Source organism: Parahaliea mediterranea (genome assembly GCF_017255185.1).
Lineage (GTDB): Bacteria > Pseudomonadota > Gammaproteobacteria > Pseudomonadales > Halieaceae > JAFKCZ01.
The window spans coordinates 96224-117606 of record NZ_JAFKCZ010000010.1 but is presented as its reverse complement, the minus strand read 5'-3'; the positions used below and the strand labels follow the sequence as shown (position 1 = coordinate 117606).

Sequence of the window (21383 nt, the reverse complement as noted above, 5' to 3'; positions counted from 1 at the left end):
CGCCAAAACTGCGACGCGGTTCACGGCTTCCGGTTCGGGGGATGTTTGGACGGCGTTTTTTTGGGGGGATGCGTCAGGGTTAACAGGCGCGATCAGTGCGGTCCCCGGGCGGGGGAGATCGGTGTCTTGGCGGGCTCGCCGGCGATCTCCCGCACCAGCTTCGGCACCAGGTAGCCGGGCAGTTCGGCGGTGATGGCGGCGTGCAGTTCGCGGGCTCGTTGCTCGGGCAGGTCGAAGTGGGCGGCGCCGCGCACCTTGTCCAGCAGGTGCAGGTAGTAGGGCAGGGCGCCGTGGGCGAACAGGGCCTCGCTGAGGGCCACCAGGGCCGCTACAGAGTCGTTGACGCCGGCCAGCAGCACCGACTGGTTGAGCAGGGTGATGCCGCGCTCGCGGATGTGGGCGAAGGCCCGGGCGACATCGGTGTCGAGCTCGTTGGCGTGGTTGCAGTGCACCACCATCACCGTTTGCAACCCGGCCGGCGACAGGGCGCTTAACAGTTCCGGTGTCACCCGGTCCGGCAACACGATGGGCAGCCGGCTGTGCACCCGCAGGCGGCGCACGTGGGGGATGGCGGCGATATGGCCGCACAGTTCCGCCAGGTAGTCGTCGTCGGCCACCAGGGGGTCGCCGCCGCTGAGGATCACCTCGGTGATGGAGGGGTCATTGGCCACATAGTCCAGGGCCTGGCGCCACTCGCGCCGGCTGTTCTGGTTGTCGCCGTAGGGGAAGTGCCGGCGGAAGCAGTAGCGGCAGTTGATGGCGCAGCCGCCGGTCACCACCAGCAGCAGCCGGCCGCGGTATTTGTGGATGATGCCGGCGCGGGCGATGGCGCCGCCGGTCTCGCCGGTGGGGTCCGGGCCGTAGCCGGCGGGGGAGGTCAACTCGTCGCCGATGGCCAGCACCTGGCGCAGCAGCGGGTCGTTGGGGTCCCCCGGGCGCATGCGGCGCACGAAGGCCCGCGGCACCCGCAGGCTGAAGTCCCGGCAGGCCTGTTCGCTGAAGCCCAGCGCGGCCGCGTCCAGGCCCAGCTCGGCGAGCAGGCTGGGGCCGTCGGTAATGACGTTGCGCAGTTGTTCCCGCCAGTCCGCCTCGAGGGGGACCGGCCGCAGGATATTGGCTTGAGGCATGCTGTGGTGGGGTTCAGCCCAGGCGATCGCGAAGGCTATAGAATAACATGCCCGCCACCAGTCCCGGCCAGCGCAGCCAGGTGCCGCCGGGGAACTGGCGCGAGGGCACGCTGGCCATCACGTCGAAGCGCTCGGCGCTGCCGCTGATCGCCTCCGCCAGCAGTTTGCCCGCCAGGGTGGCGGTGGGCACGCCGTGGCCGGAAAAACCGTGGGCGTAGAAGGTGTTGGCCGACAGGCGGCCGAAGTCGGGCATGCGGTTCAGGGTGATGGCCAGGGTGCCGCCCCAGCCGTAGTCGATGCGGGTGTCGGCCAGCTCCGGGTAGATGCGCAGCATGTGCTTGCGCACAAAGCCCTTGATATCGGCGGGGAAGCGGCGGCTGTAGGACTCGCCGCCGCCGAACAGCAGGCGGTTGTCGGCCGACAGTTTCCAGTAGTTAATCACGAACAGCGAATCCGACATCGAGGTGTCGTCGCGGATCAGCTGCCGCGCCAGGGCCTCGGGCAGGGGCTCGGTGGCCAGCATGTAGTTGTTGATGGGCATGATGCGCCCGGCGGTGCGCGGCTCCAGCTTCTCCAGGTAGCCGTTGCAGGCCAGCACCAGGTAGCGGGCCCGCACCTCGCCGCTGTCGGTTTTCACCCGCACCTGCCCGCCCTCGTGGTAGGACAGCACGCGGCTGCCCTCGTACAGTTGCGCGCCCAGTTGGCCGGCGGCGGCCGCCAGGCCCAGGGCGTAGTTGAGCGGGTGCAGGTGGCGGCAGCCGGTGTCCAGGGTGGCGCCGTGAAAGCCCTGCCCGGAGGTCATCTCCGCGAGCTCCGCTGCTTCCACGTAACGCATCTGTTGATAGCCGTAGGTGGCTGACAGATGCGCCACATGCTCGACCAGGTCCCGCGCGTGGGCCGGTTTGGAGGCCACGTGCAGGTTGCCCTGCTTGAGTTCGCAGTCGATGCCGTAGTCGTCGATCAGGCCGCAGACCGTGTCCACCGCTTCCAGGCCCAGGTCCCACAGGGCTTTTGCCTGCTCCAGCCCGACCCAGCGCTCCAGGTCCTGCTGGTCGGCGCGCTGGCCGGTGCCGACGTGGCCGCCGTTGCGCCCGGAGGCGCCCCAGCCGATTTTGTTGGCCTCCAGCAGGGCGACGCTGTAGCCCTGCTTTCGCAGGTGGATGGCGCTGGACAGGCCGGTGTAACCGCCGCCGATGATGCACACATCCGCCTCGATCTCGCCCGCCAGCGGCGGGAAGTCCAGTTGGCGGTTGGCGCTGGCGGCGTACCAGGAATCGACATGGGCTTGGTTTTGCATGGCGCCACTATACCGGTTGTGCGGTGAGTGTCCGCATACCACGTTAGGGTTAGCCCCCTTGCCGGCCCGTTTCGGCTGCTGCGATACTCATGGCTTTCCCACTGTGGAGTCCCCATGGACACCGACGTCGATAGCCATACCGAGAAAGCGACCCAGCACATCAAGGACTGGCTGCGCGAGCACCGTATCTCCGAAGTGGAGTGCCTGGTGCCGGACATGACCGGCAACGCCCGCGGCAAGTTCATTCCGGCCCAGCAGTTCCTGGGCCTGGGCCATCCCAAACTGCCCGAAAGCATCATGATCCAGACCGTCACCGGCGAGTACAGCGACGACCACTGGGACTTCGTCGAGCCCACCGACGCCGACATGATCCTCAAGCCCGACCCCACGACCCTGCGGGTGGTGCCCTGGGCCCGGGAACCCACCGCCCAGATCATTCACGACTGCTACAAGCCCAGCGGCGAGCTGCACCCCCTGTCCTCGCGCACGGTGTTGCGCAACATCCTCGATCTCTACGCGCGGGACGGCCTCAAGCCCGTGGTGGCGCCGGAGATGGAGTTCTACCTGGTGGCCAAGAACACCGACCCCGACTACGAGCTGATGCCCCCCAAGGGGCGCTCCGGGCGCCGCGAGTCGGCGCGGCTGTCCTACAGCATCGACGCGGTGGCGGAGTTCGAGGATTTCGTCGAGGACATGTACGAGTACGCCGACGCCCAGGAGCTGCAGGTGGATACCCTGATCCACGAGAACGGCGCCGCGCAGATGGAGATCAACTTCCTGCACGGCGACGCCATGAGCCTCGCCGACCAGGTCTTCGTGTTCAAGCGCACGGTGCGCGAGACCGCGCACAAATACGGCATGTACGCCACCTTCATGGCCAAGCCGATGCAGCGCGAGCCGGGCAGCGCGATGCACATCCACCAGAGCGTGGTGCGCAGCGACAACGGCGAGAACATCTTTGCCGATGGCGCGGGCAATTTCACCGAGGCCTTCATGGGCTACATCGGCGGCCTGCAGCGCTACACGCCCGAGCTGATCAGCCTGTACGCCCCCAATGTGAATTCCTACCGCCGCCTGGCGCCGGATATCTCCGCGCCGATCAACCTCAACTGGGGCTTCGACAACCGCACCACCGCCTTCCGCGTGCCCCACGACAAGCCCGCCGCCACGCGGGTGGAAAACCGCTTCCCCGGCGCCGACGCCAACCCCTACCTGGCCATCGCCGCCAGCCTGGCCAGCGGTTACCTGGGCATGAAGCAGGGCCTCAAGCCCACCGAACCCCACCAGGGCACCGCCAACGAGGACGAGGTGGAAGTGGCGCGCACCCTGGAGGAGGGGCTGCGCCTGCTGCACGACACGCCGGAGCTGCAGGACATGTTCGGCGAGCTGTTCCTGCGCGCCTACGCCGCGGTGAAGCTCGACGAGTTCGAGGAGTTCAACCGGGTGATCAGTTCCTGGGAGCGGGAGCACCTGCTACTGCAGGTGTAGCGCCCGGGGCGCCGGCATACCACGCAGACAAACAGTCGATAAGAGTCATAAGTGGAAGCGAAGCAGATGGTGGAACGAGAGACGTTTTTTGGCAGCGACCGGCGCTACCGGCTGTTTACCGCCGTCAAATACTTCACCTACGCCCTGCTGTGCGTCAATGTCTACCTGTTCCTGCAGGAGGAACTCTCCGCCCTGCAGCACACCTTTACCCACGGGGTGGCGCCGGCGCAGCTGATCCAGGTGTTCGCCGCCACCATCGACACCGCCGCCTGGGTGGTGCTGCTGTTGCTGTTCGAGCTGGAGACCTCGGTGCTGGACGACAGCAGGATCCGCGGCGGGGTGCGCCTCAGCCTGCACGGTATTCGCGGGGTGTGCTACGTCGCCATCGTCTACGCCTTCACCGGCTATTACGCCGAGCTGGTGACCCTGTACCAAAACAGCGCACTGGCCACCGGCGACGCCTGCAGCCTGCTGGGCCAGCCCTGGTCGGTGTTGGTCGACCTCGACGAATACGTGCCGCTGGACGCGGGCAATTGCGCCGGCCTGGGCGCCGAGCTCTATCGCATCGACGGCTTCGACATCCTCGCCGACGCCGGCCAGCTGTTCGACGCCCAGCTCCTGGCCTGGACCGACCTGATCAATTCCGGCGCCTGGATTCTGGTGGTCGTCGTGCTGGAGATCGAAGTGCGCATGCAGCTGCGCGGCGGCCTCTCCGAGCGCGCAATGCAGGTGAACAAGTACGTCAAGTTCGCGCTCTACTTCACGCTGTTCGCGGCCGCCGCCTACTGGGGGGTCGCCGGCGACTTCCTCGACTTCTGGGACGCGGCCCTGTGGCTGTTCGCCTTCATCTTCATCGAGCTCAACGTCTTCGAGTGGCAGTACGAAACCCGCGTGGGCGAGGGTGTCGAGGGCGCCTCGGCAACGGCCTGAATCGTGGGCGAAGCGGCGGCCGTGGCTACAGCTGCTCGTCCACGCCCACGTGCTCGATGCGCGGGTACTCCCGCCACTGGAACACCTGCTGGTGGTTGCAGATCAGGCAGCGGTGCTCGATGTCCCCGGATTGCGGATCCATGTCGCCGCTTTTGGACATCATCCCGGTACCGCAGGCATCGCAGACATAGTTGATCTCCACCGGGCGCACTTCGCGCTTGATTTCAGGCATGGTTGTTCGTCCTCTTGAATAAGTGCGCACATGCTAGCGTGACTTGCCGGTTGGCGGAAGTGGGTCGTGATGGCGCTTTCGTTGCCCGGCGGCGGCCGTTAAGCTGTGCCTGTCATCGACAGGACGCCCGCGCTTGGATACCGAACTGCTCCGCACATTCCTCGAGGTTCGCGCCACCCGCCATTTCGGCCGGGCGGCCGACAACCTGTGTATCACTCAGGCCGCGGTCAGCGCGCGCATCAAGCAGTTGGAGGAGATGCTCGGCGCGCCGCTGTTTTTGCGCACCCGCAACAACATCCGCCTCAGCAGCGAGGGCGAGCGCCTGGTGCCCCACGCCGAAACCGTGCTGCTGGCCCTGGCCCGCGCGCGGCAGGAGGTGCAGCTGGCCCAGGGCGACAGCCGCCGGGTGGTGATCGGCGTGCGCTCGGGTATCTGGAGCGCGCCCCTGCAGCAGCGGCTGCTGGCCCTGGGCGAGGCGCAGCCGGACCTGGCGCTCAACGTGGAGAGCCTGGACAGCGACGATTTGGTGCGCCGCCTGCTGGATCGCACCCTCGACCTCGCCATCCTCTACGAACCCCCCAGCCTGCCGGAGCTGGAAACCATCGCCATTGGCGAGCTGAACCTGAAGCTGTTCAGCTCCGCGAAACGCGGCTCGCCCCGGGGCGCGCTGGAAAACGGTTACGTGTTCCTGGACTGGGGCGACGGTTTCGCGCGCTTTCACGCGCGCCAGTTCGGCGACCTGGCGCTGCCCCGTCTGCGCACCAACCTCAAGGAAGTGGCGACCGCCTACCTGGCCGATCGCGGCGGGGCCTGCTACCTGCCCGCCAGCCTGAAGGCTTCGCTGGCGGCGGTGAATCTGGCGCCGGTGCGCGGCGCGCCGGTGTTCACGCGGCCCCTGAACATCGCCTATCACAGCGGCTCGCCGCAACAGGAGCTGGTCGAGGCGGTGGCGCGGCGGTTTACGGGGGTGAAAATCTAATATGCCGGGGGAGGCGGGTCTGTGGCCGCGGCCGGGGCAGCGGCGAAGGATCGGGGATGGGGCCCGCCGGCGGGCCCTTCCGGGGCTTTAGAAGTCGTCCAGTTCCAGGTCGTAGTAACCCAGTTCCTCGCGCAGGCGGCGCTGTTCCAGCCGCTGTTCGGCGCGGCGGCGTTTTTCCGCCAGACGCTGTTTTTCCGAGGTGACGGGAGTGAAGTCCTCGTCGACATCGGCCATGTCGCCCATCACGGGCTCGAAGAAGTCGTCCATGCTGTCGCTGCTGGCCACTTCCTGGTTGGTATCCCCCATTGCTCTACCTCCCGATGAGTTTTACCTGGTGATCTCGGCGCAAATATCACTCAGCCCCCGGGGCGAGTAAATCAATTTTTTGTTGATGCAACGATAAACAACGCTTGTCGAACGACGGGGCGGCGGATCGCCGCGGGGCGGGGTTGGGCGACCCGCGCCGGCGCACGCATCCCTGCGTATGGGCCGTGGGCGGGGGCCCGGTCATCCCTGACCAAGGACGCCGGGCGCGGGTCGCCCGGTAGTGATTTGCAAGGTGCGTGCCAGCCGGGGAGATCGCAGCCGGCGGCGATGGCCGTCCCTGCCGCCGTCCGCGATGGCGCCGTCTGACGGGTGCGGACGCGTCCGCTAGCGTGGCTTGCTCACCGCCGCAGGGCCTCGATCACCAGGGCGGCGACGTTGTCGGCGCTGCCGCAGGTGGCGTCCACGGTGACGTCGGCGTAGCGCTCGTACAGCGGCGTGCGTTCGGCGTAGATGTCGGCGAAGCTCTGCCCGCCCTCGCGGGAGATGCCGCGCAGGGGCGCCGCCGCCACCCGGGCTTCCAGGGTGGCGAGGTCCGCGTGCAGGTAGACCACCGGGCCCGCTTCCCGCAGGCGCTGCATCGCGGCTTCGCTGTACACCACGCTGCCGCCGGTGGAGATCACGGCGCGCTCCAGGTCGACTTCCAACAACACTTCTTCCTCGACGCGGCGGAAGGCGGCGTTGCCCCGGCTGTCGACGATCTCCTGCAGGGTGGCCTCTTCGCGCAACTGGATCGCCAGGTCGGTGTCGGTGAAGGCCAGTCCGGTGAGTTTGGCCAGGATCACCCCCACCGTGCTCTTGCCGGCGCCGGGCATGCCGATGAGGTTGATGGTGGTGGGCAATTGCGGGTCGAGGGTCACGTGATCTTCCGTCGGTTGTGTGCAGGGAGCGGGGTGAAGGGGGGAGCCATTATCCGGGTCGCCCGCCGGGGTGCAATACATGGGCGGATGCGAATCGGGGTAATTTGTCCCCGCCGCGGCCCGCTAGCGCCAGGGATTGATCCGGGGCAAGGCCGGCGCGCGCCAGCGCCGCCAGTGCTCCCCGGCGGCGCGCCACAGGCCGGCGGCCGCGGCCGCCAGCCGTCCCCGGGGCAGCAGGCGCCAGGCCGCCGCGACCAGCAGGAACAGGCCCAGGGCCGCGCCCGCCATCGCCCAGTGCCGGGGGGAAATCCGGGACAGGAAGCGACCGTCTTCATTGGCCGGCGTTCCGCTCACCGTCAGCGCCACCGGCTCCAGGGTCACGGTTTGCAGGCGCGCATTGCCGGTGTCCCACCAGCTGAACTGGTAGCCGGGCAGTTGGTACTCGCCGGGCCGCTCGGCGACATAGGTGATGGCCTGCACGCGCCGGGCCCGTATGCGGCCGCGGTTGCTGCTGCTGTCGAGCCGGGGCGGCTCGGGGTAGGCCGCCAGGCCCTCGAAGTCGCCGGGGGCGATCTCGGGCAACATTTTGTCCAGTACGTCCTCCGCTTCCAGGGTGACGGTGCGGGTGATGGCGTCCCCCGGGCGCAGCGCCGTGCCCGCGGGCTCCAGTGTCTGCCGCGCGGCGAAGGCCGGGGCGGCGACCCACTGGGCCGCGTCGAGGGCCGGCGGCACCGACGCCGTCACGGTCACCGAGGGCGCCTCGATGGTGCCGCGGGCCACCGCCTCCCCGGTGTGCACCTGCACCCGCAGGTCGATGGGGCCGGTGCGGAAGCGGCCCTCGTCGGTGGCGTACACGTCGAGGGTCCAGCGCTGGCTGACCCAGGTCTGCCCGTTTTGCGTGGTGCTGTTGTTGGCGGCAAAGGCATTGGTTTGCAGGATCACCAGGCCAGGCACTTCGGGGATGTCGATGCGGGTGCCGCCGGCGAACCAGCGGTCGGTGGATACCGTCAGGTACAGGCTGGCCCGCTGGCCCGGCACCAGGCCGGTGGCGGGTTGCAGTTCGCTGGTGACGGTCAGGCGCCCGGCGGCCACCAGGTCGGCCACCGTGGCGGCGCCGGCGGGCAGGGCGGCGAATCCCATCAACAGGGCCAGTATCGACCAGCGCCACGCGCTCACGGCGAGGCCTTCGCCGCGTTGGGTTCCCCCGGCTCCGGGCCCTGTTCCAGCTGCATGCTGAATTTGGTGGCCAGGAAGGCGGCGGGGTCGCGCTGCACGCCCCGCAGCCACATGTCGCGGGTGGCCTCGCTGCCCAGCACCTGCTCGGCGGTGAGCTGCTCGACCTCGGCCTTGCGCCACACCTGCTCGTCGGCGCCCTCGGCGGCGCGGGGATCGTCTTCGCCCAGCTCGGTGCTGTCCTCCCCGGGTTCGGCCTGCTGGCTCTCGCTCAGGCGGTTGATCTCGTCCACCAGCGCCTGCACCCGCGCGCGGTTGGCGCGGGCGCCGGGAAAGTCCGGGCTGCGCGCCAGCAGCCGGTCGTAACGGAGCAGGGCGCGCAGGTAGTCGCGGGCGTGGGCGCGGGCGTTGGCCTCGTTGAACAGGGCCGCGTCGCTGTCGCTGCGCGAGTACCAGGCCGCCGCCTGCATGAAGTCCTCGGCGTAGTACAGCGCCAGGGCCTTCCACATCGGGTCGCGAAAGCGGCGCGCGGCCTCGCGGTAGTCGCCGCGCTGCATCAGCAGCCGGCCCTGCTGGTCGGGGGTCAGCCACAGGTCGGCGAACCAGTGGCTGGCGGGGGACTCGGCGCTTTTCGTTGCCGTGGCGGGTTCGGTGGCGCCGTCCGCCAGCGCCGGTGCCGGCGCCCCGGCCGCCCCCAGCCACAGCAGGGCCGGCAGCAGGCCCCAGGTGAGGGTCCAGCCCCGGCGGAACCACAGCAACAACAGGGCCAGCGCCGGGAATACCAGGGGATAGCCGCCGTCCAGCCAGGGCAGGGCCGCGTCGTCGACCGGCACGTAGTAGCTGCCGATCTTGCGGTCGATGGCGCGCACGTCGTCGTCATCCACCGTGAGGTCGAGGTAGTCGCCGCCGGCGGCCGCAGCCAGCTCGCGCAGGGCCGGGCGGTCCAGGGGGATTTCGTCCTCGGTGACAATATCGCCGCCCACGCCCAGCACCAGCAGCTGGTGCGCGCGGCTGTCGAAGTAGTCGCCGAAGGCCGCCGCGCTGTCGGCGCCGGCGCCGTCGGCCAGCAGCACCAGGCTGGCGGGGCCGCCGTGCTCGCGCAGTACCGCGTCCACCCGGGGCAGGGCGTACTCGGGGAACTTGCCGCTGCGGGGCATGATCGCCGGTGCGACCGCATCCAGGTACTGGTGCAGGATGTCGCGGTCGCCGGTCAGGCTCAATACGGTGTGGGCGCTGCCGGCGTACACGATCAAGGCCGCCTTGCGGTCTGGGCTCAGGGCCAGCAGGTCGCTGACTTTTTGCTTGGCCCGCGCCAGCCGGCTGGGCTGCACGTCGCGCTGGCTCATCGATTCCGAGACGTCCAGCAGCACCACCAGGGCCGACTGGTCCTGTTGCAGGGGCGAGGCCTGCTGGCGCCAGCTCGGCCCCATCAGCACCAGGGTGAGCAGCGCCAGCAACAGGCAGGTGGCGCTGCGCGGGTTGAACCAGCGCGAGCGGAAGCGTTGCAGGCGCAGGTGCGCCAGCAGGTGCGGGGCGATGATGTGCTCGAAACGCTGCTGCGCCATGGGCTGGCGCCACAGGTACCACAGCAGCAGCGCCGTGGGCAGCATCAGCAGGCCCCAGGCGGGGCGCAGGAAGTGGAAGGCGGCGAACTCAGGCGGCACGGGCCGGCCCCCGCTGCCGCCGGTGCTGCCGCCACACCAGCAGCGCCGCCCAACCGTGGTAGCTGCCGTAGAGCAGCGACACCGCGGCCACCGGCAGCCAGTGCAGGCTGTGGCGGGGGCGGAAACTCACGGTCTCGTACAGGGCCGGCTCCAGCGCGGCGATGGTCCGCGAGGCGGCCTCCAGGGAGGCCCGGTCCAGCGCCTGAAAGGCCCGGCCGCCGGTGAGCTGGGCCACCCGCTCCAGGGTTTGCATGTCCAGGGCGTCCTCGCCCACCGCGGCGGGGTCGCCCACCGCGATGGGGTAGATGCGAATGCCCTCGGTGGCGGCCACCCGGGCGGCGTCCACCGGCGGCACGCGGCTGCCGGTGTCGTTGCCGTCGGTGAGTACCACCAGCACGCGGTGTTCGCTGCCGCTGTCCAGAAACAGCTTGATGGCCAGGCCGATGGCGTCGCCGAACACCGTGCTTTGGCCCGCCATGCCGATGCGGGTTTCCGCCAGCAGTTGCGACCACACGTTCTGGTCCGGGGTGAAGGGGGTCTGCAGGAAGGCCGCGCTGCCGAACACGATCAGGCCCAGGCGGTCGGAGTCGCGCTGGCGCGCCAGCCGGTCGAGCACGTACTTCACCGCTTCCAGGCGGTCGACCCGCTCGCCGTCCGGGAGGGTGAAGTCCCGGGTTTCCATGGAGCCGGACAGGTCCACCGCCACCATCAGGTCGCGGCCCTCGCGCTGTTGCTCGATGGGCTCGCCCACCCACTCCGGCTTGCTGGCCGCCGCCACCAGGGCCAGCCACATACTGGCGACCAGCAGCGTCTGCAGCCGTCGCCGGCGCAGTACCTGGGCGCCCTCGCGCGGACGCTCCCCCGACAGCGCCAGCAGGGTCTGGAAAAAGGGCACCTTGACCGAGTCGCGCTGCTCGCGGTGGGCCGGCAGCCAGCGCATCAGCAGCGGCAGGGGCAGCAGCGCCAGCGCCCAGGGGTGGACCAGCTCAAGCATCGGCCGGCCCGCGGTGCGTGAGAATCCATAACTGGCAGGCGTGAACCAGGGCCCGCCGCTGTGGTTCGCCGAGCGGCGCGCCCAGGTACTGGCCGCGGGCGATCAGCGCGGCGGCCTCGCCGTCGAAGGGCGCCGTGGCGCAGTGCGTGTTCAGGAAAGCCACCCAGGGTTCGCCGTGCAGCGGCGCCACCTCCCGCCGCGGGAAGGCCGCCAGTGCGGTGCGCTTGAGCAGTTCGCTCAGCGCGGCCGCGAATTGCTCTCCCCCGGCGGTGGCCGCCAGGTTTTGCAGTTCGGCGCGCGCCTCGCGGCGGTAGCGGTTGCGGTGCCAGCGGCGCAGGGCGCGGCCGGCCCGGTACAGCAGGTACAGGCCCAGTACCGCGCCGAGGGCGGCCCAGCCCGCGGTCTGCGGCCACCAGGCGATCCCGGCGGGCGGCAGCACCTCGGTAAAGGTCTCCCCCAGGGCGTAGTTGCCGAAGCTCTCGGGCAGCGCCGGGGCGCTCATCGCGACGCCTCCCGCTGGCCCAGCTGGCGGCGCACCTGGTCGGGTACCGGCGCCTCCGTGTCCAGCAGGATGACCGGGATGTCATGGCGGCGCAGGTCGGCCTGCACCCGCGCCAGGCCGCTGCTGAAATGGGCCTCGAACTTCTCGCCCAGCTGGTGTCGACGCGGGTCGACCTCCAGCTGGTACTGGCCATCGCTGACCACCAGCTTGTCCGCCTGGGTGATGTCGCGCTCCAGCGGGTCGTAGACCAGGCTGCAGACCACGTCGTTGTGGCGCCGGATGCGGCGCAGGGCGGCCAGGGTCCGCTCCGAGAAGCCGCTGAAGTCGGAGATCAGCATCAGCAGGTAGTCGTGGCCGATGCGGCGCTCGGCGGCCTGCAGGGCGCGGTCCAGGGCCCGCGGGTCGGGGTCCCGCGGCGCGTCCACCGACAGCCGCCGGTTCATCGCGACCAGCTGGCCCAGCCAGGCCAGGGTTTTCTTTTCGCTGCGGCTGGGGCCGACCTCGGTGGATTCGCTGTCGTTGAACAGCAGCGCCCCCACGCGGTCGCCGACCCCGAGCACCCGCCAGGCGGCGAGCGACGCGGCCTCCGCCGCGACCACCGACTTCATCTTGCGGCGGCTGCCGAAGAACATCGACAGGCGCTGGTCGACCAGCAGGATCGCCGGGCGGTCGCGCTCCTCGGTGTACACGCGCACGTGGGGCTTGCCGGTGCGGTTGGTGACCCGCCAGTCCATGTTGCGAATGTCGTCGCCGGGCCGGTAGTGGCGCAGTTCGTCGAAGTCCAGGCCGCGGCCGCGCAGGCGCGAGCGCTTGCGCCCGGTGAGCAGCGAGCCCAGCGGCTGCTTGGGCAAATAGCTGAAGCCGTGGGCGCTGTGGCGCAGCCGGGTCAGCGCGCGCAGGCTGGTGTAGACGTCGTCGTCCATCGGGGTCAGGCCACGGCGACCTGGGCCAGCAGTTCGTCGATCACCTGGTCGGGGCTCACCCGGTCGGCGAGGGCGTCGTAGCTGAGGATCATGCGGTGACGCAGGATCGGGTGGACCACGGCCCGCACGTCCTCCGGCAGCACGTGATCGCGGCCCTCCAGCCAGGCATGGGCGCGGCAACCGCGGTGCAGGGCGATGCTGGCGCGGGGGCTGGAGCCGGTGTCTATCCACTGCCCCAGCTGCTCACCGAGCGTTGCCGGCTGGCGTGTCGCCATCACCAGGTCGACGAGGTAGCGTTCCACGTTCGGCGCCACCGCCATGTTGTGGATCTCCTCGCGAGCGCCGAGGATGCAGCGCGGGGATACCGGTCGCCCGGCGTCCGCCGGCCCCTCCTCCTCGGCCTGCAGCAGGCGCACGATCTCCAGTTCGGCGCCGGCGTCCGGGTAGTCCACATTGATCTTCATCAGGAAGCGGTCCATCTGCGCTTCCGGCAGCGGGTAGGTGCCCTCTTGCTCGATCGGGTTCTGGGTCGCCAGCACCATGAACAGCTCCGGCAGGGGGTAGGTCTGGCCGGCCACCGTGACCTGGCGCTCCTCCATCGCCTCGAGCAGGGCGGACTGCACCTTGGCGGGGGCGCGGTTGATCTCGTCCGCCAGGATCAGCTCATTGAAGATGGGGCCGGGCTGGAAGCGCAGCTCCGATTTGCCCTGGTGCTCGTGGTAGATTTCGCTGCCGGTGACGTCCGAGGGCAGCAGGTCGGGGGTGAACTGGATGCGCCCCAGGCCGGCCTGCAGCACCCGCGCGAGGGTCTTGATCGACCGCGTCTTGGCGGTGCCCGGCAGGCCCTCGAGCAACACGTGCCCGTTGCACAACAGGGCCAGCGCCAGGCTGCGCACCACCGCTTCCTGCCCGATCACCGCCGCGGAGGTCTGGGACATCAGGGACTGTACGCCCTCGAGGTTTTCGCTGCTCAATGCCTGCTCCAACTTCTTATTGCCGAGGAGCGCAGTATAGCGATTCGCCCCGTCCGGGACAGGCCCCCGCGAGCCGGGGTCAATGCGCCCAGTCGCGCTCGGCGCAGAACTGGCGGGAGAGGTAGTCCATCTGGTCGGCCAGGATGCGCTCCTTGGCGAGGAAGTGCCACTCCCAGGTATTGGGCTTGAAGGGCACCGCCAGCAGGGGCATGCCGGCCTCCTCGGGGGTGCGGTTGTCCTTGACCCAGTTACAGCGCTTGCACGCGGCCACCACGTTCTCCCAGCGGTCGATGCCGCCGCGGGAGGTGGGCAGGACATGGTCGCGGGTCAATTCGGCGCGGGAGAACTTGCGCCCGCAGTAGAGGCAGCGGTGGTCGTCCCGGCGAAACAGCGTGCGGTTGCACAGCGGCAGGCTGAAGCCCTGTACGACGCGGCCCTGGATGGCCACGATGGGTTGGATATCGATGCGCGAGCGCTCGCCCGTCAGGCGTTGTACACCGCCGAATACCGGGGGCAGGGGGTCCCCGACGCCGTAGACGACATCGCCCTTCGCGTAGGCCGAGATGGCCTCGTGTGCGGTCATCCAACCGCGTGGTTGGCCCGCAATATCCAATCTCAGGATGTGTTGCATGGGCACGCCACTCTCGCAGGCTGTTGAAAAAGCCCCGCAAGGCTTTTTCACGCCATGTTCGCGACACATGTCCGCAAACATGGCCACTGAGGGCAGGCTGTTCCGCAACAACCTGCCTGTGGTATGCCCCAAAACTACTGCAAAACGATGACCGAGACAATCGCGATTTATGACAGCCAATTACCGTCGTTGGCCGTTGCGACACGCCTCGCCGGGGAGGGCGGTGGAGAGGGGCGCCGGTTCAGGCCGCGCGCGCCGTTTGCGCGTTCATCTCTGCCCTGGCATTGTCCAGGTAGGCCTGGAACTCGGGGCTGCTGTCGGCGGCCTTGTCCAGCAGGTCGCTGTAGGCCGAGCTGTCCAGCAGCGAGATGAACTGGCGCAGGAGGGCCTCGCCGCGGTAGGCCAGGAGATTGATGTTGCGCTGGCCGGCGATGTCCCAGGCCATCCGCGTCAGCCACACGGCCATGCCCGGGCGCAGGCCCAGGTTGTAGTTCAGGTGGTCCTCGAGTGAGGCCATGCGCAGCTTGTGCTTGAAGGTGTGGATCATAGGATTTACCTCAGGAGAGAATGGTTGGATGGATCAATTCCGGGGTGTTGGGTGTGGAGGCCGGTATTGCCGCGGGCGCCGTTGGCGTGACCGGGGCCGTTACCGGCCGGCAGCGTCCATGCCCTGCCTTTAGCGCGCCTGCCAGCTCGCCTCGACCAGGGGGCGTCCGCCGGCGACTACGCGCCCGGTGAAGGTCTCGCCGCGGCGCACCGGTCCCACGCCGGCGGGGGTGCCGGTCATCAGGATGTCGCCGTCCTCGAGGCGCATGAATCCGGCCAGTTGTTCGAGCACCACCCGCGGGGGGTAGAGCATCAGCGAGGTATCGCCGCGCTGGCGCGGCTGGCCGTCGACCTCGAGCTCCAGGCCCAGACCGTCGACACCCGCGGCGGGCAGCGGCACGAAGTCGCTGAACAGCGCTGCGCCGTCGAAGGCCTTGGCGCGCTCCCAGGGCAGGCCGGCGGCCTTCAGTTTGCCCTGCAGGTCGCGGCGGGTCAGGTCCAGGCCGAAGCCCACCGCGGCCAGCTCGCCAGCGGCCACGGCGAAGGCCAGCTCGCCTTCATAGTGCAGCGGTTCACCGCCGAATTCCGCGCGCAACTCCTCGCCGATGGCGGAGTTCGGCTTGAGGAAAACCACCATGTCGTCCGGCACCTCGTTGCCGAGTTCCTCGATGTGGGCGACGTAGTTGCGGCCCACGCAGACGATCTTGCTCGGCGCGAGGGGACGGTTGTTGACGGTAACGGTATTCACGGCTGGCAGGGAGTGGTGGTACTGGACGGGCGCATTCTAGCGCTTCCGCCCACTCGCCGACAAGCTGGCCGGGCATCGGCCCGCGCGGGCCCCGCCCGGCGGCAACGGGGCTCAGCGCGGAAAATGCAGGGCGACGCAGGCGCCGCCGAGGGGGCTGTCCTCGATCGCCATGTCGCCGCCGTAGCTGGCGGCGATGTCGTGCACCACCGCCAGCCCGATGCCCTGCCCCGGGGCGCGGGTGTCGGCGCGGGCGCCGCGCTGCAAGACCTGCCGCCGCAGTGCCGGCGCCACGCCGTCGCCGTCGTCGTGCACCTGGATGCGCAGGCCCTGATCGTCCCGTTTCGCGCGGACCTCGACCCGGGCGCGGCAGTGCTTGCAGGCGTTGTCCATCAGGTTGCCCAGCATTTCCAGCAGGTCGCGTTCGTCGCCGCGAAAGTGCGCCCCGTCCGCCACCCGGCAGGTGATGTCCAGGTCGCGGTCGGCGTAGACCTTGACCAGGCCGCGGCGCAGCCGCGCCACCACCGCGTGGATGTCCACCGGGCGCAGCAGTTTGTGCCGGCCGCCCACCGCCCGCTGCAGTTGGTAGGAGACAATCTCTTCCATGCGCCCGGCCTGCTCGCGGACCAGGCGCGGGTAGTCCTCCGCCTGGCTGTCGGCGCTGGCGATCACCGCCAGGGGCGTCTTCAGGCTGTGGGCGAGGTCCGCCAGGGTGCCGCGCACCCGGTCCCGGCGCTGCTGCTCGCTGTTGAGCAGGGCGTTGAGGTTGTCGGTCAGGGCCTGCACCTCCCGCGGGTAGGGGCCGCCGAGCCCCTCGGTTTCGCCGCGCTCCACGGCGGCGATATCCCGGGCCAGGTGGCGCAGCGGGCGCAGGCCCCAGGCCAATATGGCCAGCTGGCACAGCACCAGCATCGCGGCGGCGCCACTGAGCCAGGCCAGCAGGTGGCGGCGGTACAGCCGCAAATCGGCATCCACGGCCTCGGTGCTCTCCGTCACCTCGAACAGCAGCGGTACCTCGCGGCCGTCGGCGGTTTCCCACAGCACCTGGTAGGCGAGGTGGAACAGTGGGCCGTCGCGGCGGAAGCGGCGCTCTCCGGGGGTGAGTTCCCGCGGCGCTTCATCGCCAGCGGCGATGCCGGTGAGCTGCCGCGAGGGCGATTGCCACAGTTCGCGGCCGCGGGCATCGAGGATCCGGGCGTAGAGGCCCGACTGCGGGCGGGACAGGCGCGGCTCGATCAGCGCCGCCGGCAGCTCCAATTCGCGGTCGTATTCGGCCTGGGCCAGCAGGGTGAGGATCTGCAGCTGCAGGCGCTCGGCCTGCGCCGCCTCGATGCTCAGGCGGTGGCTGCGCTCCAGGTAGAGTCCGCTCACTCCCAGGAACAGGGGCAGCAACAGCAGGCTCGCCACCAGCACCCGGCCGGCGATGGAGTCGAGGGGGCGGGTCATCGGCGCCCGCTTTCAAGCGCGAAACGGTAGCCGGCGCCGCGCACCGTGCGAATGGGCCGCAGCGAGCCCGTGGGGTCGAGTTTCCTGCGCAGGCGGCCGATGAATACCTCGATCACGTTGCTGTCGCGGTCGAAGTCCTGGTCGTACAGGTGCTCGGTCAGTTCGGCCTTGGACACCACCTCGCCGGGCCGGTTGGCCAGGTACTCCAGGGTATTGAACTCGAAACTGGTGAGCTTGAGCAGTGCGCCGTCGAGGCGAACCTCGCGGGCACTGAAGTCGATGTTGAGCGGCCCGAAATCCGCCCGCGCCGCGGCGCGCCCCGCCGCGCGGCGCTGCAGGGCGCGCACCCGGGCCTCCACCTCGGCCAGGTGAAAGGGCTTGGTGACGTAGTCGTCGGCGCCGGATTCCAGACCCTCCACCTTGTCTTCCCAGTCGGCGCGGGCGGTGAGGATGAGCACCGGCAGCGCGCGCCCCGCGCGGCGCCAGTGGCGCAGCAGTTCGAGGCCGGGGATATCCGGCAGTCCCAGGTCGACAATCGCCGCGTCGTAGTCGTATTCCAGCCCCAGGAAGCGGCCTTCGGCGCCGTTTGCCGCCTCGTCCACGCTCCAGCCGGTACCGCGAAAGTGCTCCGCCAGGTGCCCCAGGAGTTGGTGGTCGTCCTCCACGATCAGCATGCGCATGGCTCATTCCCGAATGGTCACGGTCGTCACCCGACCCGAATCAAGCAGCAATTTGACGCGGTAGGCGCCGCCCTTGCGCGTGACTTTCAACACCTTGCCGCCGTGCCGGGACTGGGCTATCGCGGCCGCCTCGCGGGCCGACAGGCGGGGTTGCTCCTGCTGCGCGCGGTCCCGGTCCCGCTGATCGCCGCCCTGGCGTGGGTCGCCCTGGCGCTGCGCCAGGGCATCGCCGCACGGACCCAGGGCGAGCAGCAGGGCGGACAACAGGGCGGGCAGTGGCCCCGGGCGGCGGGATCGGCGCATAGCGTGTGGATACTCATGGTGGTCAGTGAACCGGTTGCAGGTCTACCCGCAGGCGAATGGTGTCGCCGGGCCGGTAGTCCATACGCGTGTGGTAGATACTATCGCCATAGCGGTAGGCGACGCGATACCCGCTCACTTCCCGCCGGTCGCGCAATTCGTAATCCACCTCGCAACGACGCTCGGTCAGGTAGCGCGCCCGGGCGTTGTGGCGGTGGGCCATGTCGGTGCCGATGGACGCGCCGACCAGGGCGCCCATGCCGGCGATCAGCGGCTGTTTCCGGCTGTTGTGACCGAGCGCTCCGGCGACACTGCCCCCGACCAGGGCGCCCACCAGCCCCGGGGTTGGTGAATGCGGGCCGGCATAGAGCAGTTTGACCCGCTCGTCGTAGCAGCGCTCATGGGGAATCCGGTCGGTGACCGTGCGCAGCAGCGGTTCGACCTCGACCACCGGCACATCGACGTAGTGGCTCTGGGCGTGGCCGGCAAGGGGCGCGGCGCCCAGCAGCAGGGCGATGCCAATACCGGCGGCGGTGTGTACTGGTGGGGGCATGGCCGTCTCCCGGGTCACGTCAAGAGCGCACAGGCTAGTCCGCCGCGGCTGAACCGCCGCTGAACGGCGCCGTTCAGCTTTCGTTCATCCGCGGCGCCGTAGGCTGGTTTCGGTAACGGCTAGAGACGAGGAATGGCATCATGAAGCGACTGAGTGTGTACGGCCTGGCGGCAATGGTCCTACTGGGGGCGGCCGCCGCCCAGGCGGATCGGGGAGACCACCGCGGCGGCAAGCACCACTGGAAGGGCGAGCACGGCAAGCACTATCGTGACAGGCACCACCGCCATCGCTACGTTCACCCCGGCAAGCGCCGCTATTACCGGGGCCGCTGGGTGCGCCCCTGGCGCGATTACGCGCCGCGCTATTATGGGCCGCGATACGACTATCCCGGTTACCTGGGTTCGGCGCTGATCGGCGGCGCGGTGGCCTATTCCCTGTTTCACAGCCACGGCGGCGCCACCTGTCACGACAGCCACCTGTCCAGCAGCGGCCAGCGCTACGAGGTGGTGGGTTGCCACCGTATCGAATACCTGCCGGACGGGACACAGCGGCGCGTGGAGGTGCCCTTGTCGGCCTGCGACTGATGCGCCCGCGAGGGTTGGGCGCCTTCGCCCCGGCGCCACCGTGATCCGCCAGCGTTCCACGGTGGCCTGGCGGGGGCTTGTCAATGTGTTGGGGCGCCGGCCGCGGCTTGCTATCATACGCCCCTGAACACGTTCCCGGAGGCGTCATGGACTCCCGAATCATTCGTCCGGTCGCGGAGCGGGATACCGCGGCTTGCGGCTACAACCCTTCCATTCGCTGTGGCGATTGCCGCCTGAGCGGCATTTGCCTGCCGCTGGCGCTGGAAACCGGGGATATCGACCAGCTGGACAACATTATCCAGCGCGGTCGCCCCCTGCAGCGCAACGCCCATCTGTACCGCGAGGGCGACGCCTTTAAAGCCGTCTACGCGGTGCGCTCCGGCGCGCTCAAGGCCTACCGCACCACTGACGCGGGCCGGGAGCAGGTCACCGGCTTCTACCTGCCGGGCGAGATCCTGGGCCTCGATGGCATTGCCGACGAGCGCCACGGCAGTTCGGCGGTGGCGCTGGAGACCTCCGCCATCTGCGAAATCCCCTTCGAGGCGCTGGAAAAGCTCAGCATTGCCATGCCCCGCCTGCAGCGCCATTTCCTGCAGCTGATGAGTCGCGAGATCAGTGACGACCAGCAACTGATCACCCTGCTGGGCAAGAACACCGCCGCCCAGCGGGTGATCGCCCTGTTGTTGAGTCTCTCCTCCCGCAACGCCAGGCAGCACCTCAGCGCCACCCGTATCCGCCTGCCGATGTCGCGCACCGACATCGGCAACTACCTCGGCCTTACCGTGGAGACCGTCAGCCGCACCCTCACCCGCCTGCAGCGCGATGGCTTGCTGCGGGTGGACAGTCGCGAGGTGGAGCTGTTGGACGCCACGGCGCTGGCGGAGCTGGTCAACGACGGCTAGAACCGCCAGGCGAGGCCGACGTTGTAGACCCAGGGGTCCACGTCGACGTCGAATTTCACCCGCCCGACATCGGTGCTGATGGTGGCCGTGGTGTCGATATCGAGGTACCACACTCCCAGGTTCAGGCCCAGGTTGTCCCCGAGGGGGATGTCCACGCCGACCTGGGCGGCGGGGCCGAAGGAGTTGTCGAGGCTGAGGTCGGCGCGCGAGGCCCCGAGCACCGCGGACAGGGCCGTTTTCAGCTCGCCGCTGACTTCCTCGTCGTAGATATAGGTGTAGTTGACGCCGATGCCGACATAGGGCTGCCAGCCGGACTGGCCGCCCCGCGGGTACCACTGCAGGCTCAGCGTGGGGGGCAGGTGGGTCAGCGAGCCGCCGTCGATGCCCAGGCCCTTGACCGTGAAATCGTGCTCGAAGGGCGTGGCCGCCAGCAGTTCGACGCCGAAGCGGTCACTGAACATCCAGGTGGCGGTGATGCCCAGCTGGGTGTCGTTGTCGATGCCGATACCGGGGAGTGTGATCGGCGGTTCGCTGGGTAGCCCGATGTTGTCGCTGTCCTCGTTGGGGGCCACGGTGGCGGCGCCCAGCCGCAGGATAATGTCCCCCTGTTCGTAGGCCGAGGCCCCGGCGGACAGGCCCGCGGCAAAACCCGCCGCGGCTGCCAGGGTAAGCAGTTTGCGCATGATGTACTCCAATGAATTCCCAGTGGGTTGATGGAGCACACTGTAAGGGCGCGCGCCGCGGGCCACCATGATCTCGATCAAGCGCAATCCGAATACCCGCCGTGGCGCGGCGGATCAGCGACGGCGGTGCCGCCGGCGCCAGTCCCAGGGCGCTTGTGGGTCATCGCCGGCCCACAGGCCCAGCCGCTGGCGGCGGGCCTGTCGCTCGGCCTGCTCCAGGGGGCGTTCGTGGGGGGCGTGGTAGCGGTACCACCAGGCGTGCCCCGCGGCGACCAGCGCCAGGTTGATATCGACCTCACCGGAATAGAGGGTGGCCACCTTGCGCTGGTAGTCATCGACCTCGATCACCACGGCGCCGACCTGCCGCTGGTACACCAGTTGCGACAGGGCCTCGCGGGCGGCGCGCCCGTGGGCCTGGTCCAGCTCCGGGGTGTCGATGGCGTAGAGGCGGATCTTGTGTTGTTGGCCCGTGGCATCGAGTAGCGACACGGTGTCGCCGTCGGCCACGCGCACGATCCGGCCGCGCAGGTCGAAGGAGGGCGGCGGGCTGCCCTCGCGGCGCTCGCCCTGTTTTTCCAGGGCCCCGCCGGCCTGTCGCCAACCCGCCTCGGGCCGGGTGAGTACCTCCTTGGCGCGTTCCAGCACGACCCCGGGCCAGGTTACCTCGCCGCTGCCGGCCAGCTGCAACAGGCTGGCCGCGACCGCGAGCACCAGCAGGTTGCGCAGGCCGCGCCACCAGGGGGAGCGTCGGTACCCGCCAGCGCGCTGGCCCTGACGGCGGTAGGGTGGTCGAGTCATGGTCGGTGGGTCGCGGGGTATGTTCGGGTCATGGCCCGCTAGTATATC

Annotated in this window: 25 protein-coding genes; 5 read left to right on the top strand and 20 right to left on the bottom strand. The window is 69.4% G+C overall.

Features of this window, described 5'->3' with window-relative positions:
- Positions 1–92: 92 nt before the first annotated feature.
- Both epmB and JYP50_RS14730 read right to left on the bottom strand, forming a co-directional pair.
- A complete protein-coding gene (epmB, locus tag JYP50_RS14735; RefSeq protein WP_206561308.1) occupies positions 93–1127 on the bottom strand; it encodes an EF-P beta-lysylation protein EpmB in 1035 nt (344 codons plus the stop codon).
- Between the two features lie 13 nt (positions 1128–1140).
- Positions 1141–2424: an NAD(P)/FAD-dependent oxidoreductase gene (locus JYP50_RS14730; RefSeq protein ID WP_206561307.1), complete on the bottom strand. Its 1284-nt coding sequence runs from the start codon at positions 2422–2424 to the stop codon at positions 1141–1143.
- 114 nt (positions 2425–2538) lie between these two features.
- On the opposite strand from JYP50_RS14730, the gene JYP50_RS14725 reads away from it, so the two are divergent.
- Complete coding sequence (locus JYP50_RS14725) at positions 2539–3912, top strand: glutamine synthetase family protein (protein ID WP_206561306.1); 1374 nt, start codon at positions 2539–2541, stop codon at positions 3910–3912.
- 51 nt (positions 3913–3963) lie between these two features.
- Entirely contained in the window at positions 3964–4842 is an 879-nt protein-coding gene (locus tag JYP50_RS14720; RefSeq protein WP_347136802.1) for a hypothetical protein, read from the top strand.
- A 25-nt stretch (positions 4843–4867) separates the two neighbouring features.
- Here JYP50_RS14720 and JYP50_RS14715 read toward each other — a convergent pair whose 3' ends face one another.
- Positions 4868–5074, bottom strand: a complete 207-nt coding sequence (locus JYP50_RS14715; RefSeq protein WP_206561305.1) for a type II citrate synthase — start codon at positions 5072–5074, stop codon at positions 4868–4870.
- 133 nt (positions 5075–5207) lie between these two features.
- Between JYP50_RS14715 and JYP50_RS14710 the strand changes: the two genes are divergently transcribed.
- On the top strand, positions 5208–6053 hold the full coding sequence (locus JYP50_RS14710) for a LysR family transcriptional regulator (RefSeq protein WP_206561304.1): 846 nt from the start codon (positions 5208–5210) through the stop codon (positions 6051–6053).
- An 87-nt stretch (positions 6054–6140) separates the two neighbouring features.
- On the opposite strand, the gene JYP50_RS14705 is transcribed toward JYP50_RS14710, so the two are convergent.
- The 15 genes from JYP50_RS14705 to JYP50_RS14635 all read right to left on the bottom strand — a co-directional run bounded on the left by JYP50_RS14705 (position 6141) and on the right by JYP50_RS14635 (position 18368).
- Positions 6141–6359: a PA3496 family putative envelope integrity protein gene (locus JYP50_RS14705; protein ID WP_206561303.1), complete on the bottom strand. Its 219-nt coding sequence runs from the start codon at positions 6357–6359 to the stop codon at positions 6141–6143.
- 359 nt (positions 6360–6718) lie between these two features.
- Entirely contained in the window at positions 6719–7237 is a 519-nt protein-coding gene (locus JYP50_RS14700) for a shikimate kinase (RefSeq protein WP_347136801.1), read from the bottom strand.
- Positions 7238–7360: 123 nt separating this feature from the next.
- Positions 7361–8413: a BatD family protein gene (locus tag JYP50_RS14695; protein ID WP_206561301.1), complete on the bottom strand. Its 1053-nt coding sequence runs from the start codon at positions 8411–8413 to the stop codon at positions 7361–7363.
- On the bottom strand, positions 8410–10074 hold the full coding sequence (locus JYP50_RS14690) for a VWA domain-containing protein (protein WP_206561300.1): 1665 nt from the start codon (positions 10072–10074) through the stop codon (positions 8410–8412). Before JYP50_RS14690 ends, JYP50_RS14695 begins: the two co-directional genes overlap by 4 nt.
- Entirely contained in the window at positions 10064–11068 is a 1005-nt protein-coding gene (locus tag JYP50_RS14685; RefSeq protein ID WP_206561299.1) for a vWA domain-containing protein, read from the bottom strand. The genes JYP50_RS14690 and JYP50_RS14685 overlap by 11 nt, the downstream gene beginning before the upstream one ends.
- Positions 11061–11570 carry a DUF4381 domain-containing protein gene (locus JYP50_RS14680; RefSeq protein WP_206561298.1) on the bottom strand — a complete coding sequence of 170 codons (510 nt, stop codon included), beginning with the start codon at positions 11568–11570 and terminating at the stop codon, positions 11061–11063. Before JYP50_RS14680 ends, JYP50_RS14685 begins: the two co-directional genes overlap by 8 nt.
- Complete coding sequence (locus tag JYP50_RS14675; protein WP_206561297.1) at positions 11567–12493, bottom strand: DUF58 domain-containing protein; 927 nt, start codon at positions 12491–12493, stop codon at positions 11567–11569. Before JYP50_RS14675 ends, JYP50_RS14680 begins: the two co-directional genes overlap by 4 nt.
- 5 nt (positions 12494–12498) lie before the next feature.
- Positions 12499–13431: an AAA family ATPase gene (locus tag JYP50_RS14670; RefSeq protein WP_206561368.1), complete on the bottom strand. Its 933-nt coding sequence runs from the start codon at positions 13429–13431 to the stop codon at positions 12499–12501.
- A 115-nt stretch (positions 13432–13546) separates the two neighbouring features.
- The gene (locus tag JYP50_RS14665; protein WP_347136800.1) at positions 13547–14050 is read right to left on the bottom strand and encodes an HNH endonuclease; all 504 of its coding nucleotides are present in this window, start codon (positions 14048–14050) and stop codon (positions 13547–13549) included.
- Positions 14051–14339: 289 nt separating this feature from the next.
- A complete protein-coding gene (locus JYP50_RS14660; protein WP_206561295.1) occupies positions 14340–14645 on the bottom strand; it encodes a hypothetical protein in 306 nt (101 codons plus the stop codon).
- Positions 14646–14774: 129 nt separating this feature from the next.
- On the bottom strand, positions 14775–15392 hold the full coding sequence (locus JYP50_RS14655; RefSeq protein ID WP_206561294.1) for a fumarylacetoacetate hydrolase family protein: 618 nt from the start codon (positions 15390–15392) through the stop codon (positions 14775–14777).
- A gap of 111 nt (positions 15393–15503) precedes the next feature.
- Complete coding sequence (locus JYP50_RS14650; protein WP_206561293.1) at positions 15504–16835, bottom strand: ATP-binding protein; 1332 nt, start codon at positions 16833–16835, stop codon at positions 15504–15506.
- The gene (locus JYP50_RS14645; protein WP_206561292.1) at positions 16832–17515 is read right to left on the bottom strand and encodes a response regulator transcription factor; all 684 of its coding nucleotides are present in this window, start codon (positions 17513–17515) and stop codon (positions 16832–16834) included. Before JYP50_RS14645 ends, JYP50_RS14650 begins: the two co-directional genes overlap by 4 nt.
- A 3-nt stretch (positions 17516–17518) precedes the next feature.
- Entirely contained in the window at positions 17519–17818 is a 300-nt protein-coding gene (locus JYP50_RS14640; RefSeq protein WP_206561291.1) for a PepSY domain-containing protein, read from the bottom strand.
- A 22-nt stretch (positions 17819–17840) separates the two neighbouring features.
- Entirely contained in the window at positions 17841–18368 is a 528-nt protein-coding gene (locus tag JYP50_RS14635; RefSeq protein WP_206561290.1) for a glycine zipper 2TM domain-containing protein, read from the bottom strand.
- A 140-nt stretch (positions 18369–18508) separates the two neighbouring features.
- On the opposite strand from JYP50_RS14635, the gene JYP50_RS14630 reads away from it, so the two are divergent.
- Both JYP50_RS14630 and fnr read left to right on the top strand, forming a co-directional pair.
- Positions 18509–18952: a hypothetical protein gene (locus tag JYP50_RS14630; protein ID WP_206561289.1), complete on the top strand. Its 444-nt coding sequence runs from the start codon at positions 18509–18511 to the stop codon at positions 18950–18952.
- 146 nt (positions 18953–19098) lie between these two features.
- Complete coding sequence (fnr, locus tag JYP50_RS14625) at positions 19099–19854, top strand: fumarate/nitrate reduction transcriptional regulator Fnr (protein ID WP_206561288.1); 756 nt, start codon at positions 19099–19101, stop codon at positions 19852–19854.
- Here fnr and JYP50_RS14620 read toward each other — a convergent pair.
- Entirely contained in the window at positions 19851–20537 is a 687-nt protein-coding gene (locus tag JYP50_RS14620) for an OmpW/AlkL family protein (protein ID WP_206561287.1), read from the bottom strand. The two genes, fnr and JYP50_RS14620, sit on opposite strands and share 4 nt — an antisense overlap.
- Positions 20538–20651: 114 nt before the next feature.
- Complete coding sequence (locus JYP50_RS14615) at positions 20652–21335, bottom strand: thermonuclease family protein (RefSeq protein ID WP_206561286.1); 684 nt, start codon at positions 21333–21335, stop codon at positions 20652–20654.
- Positions 21336–21383: the final 48 nt, after the last annotated feature.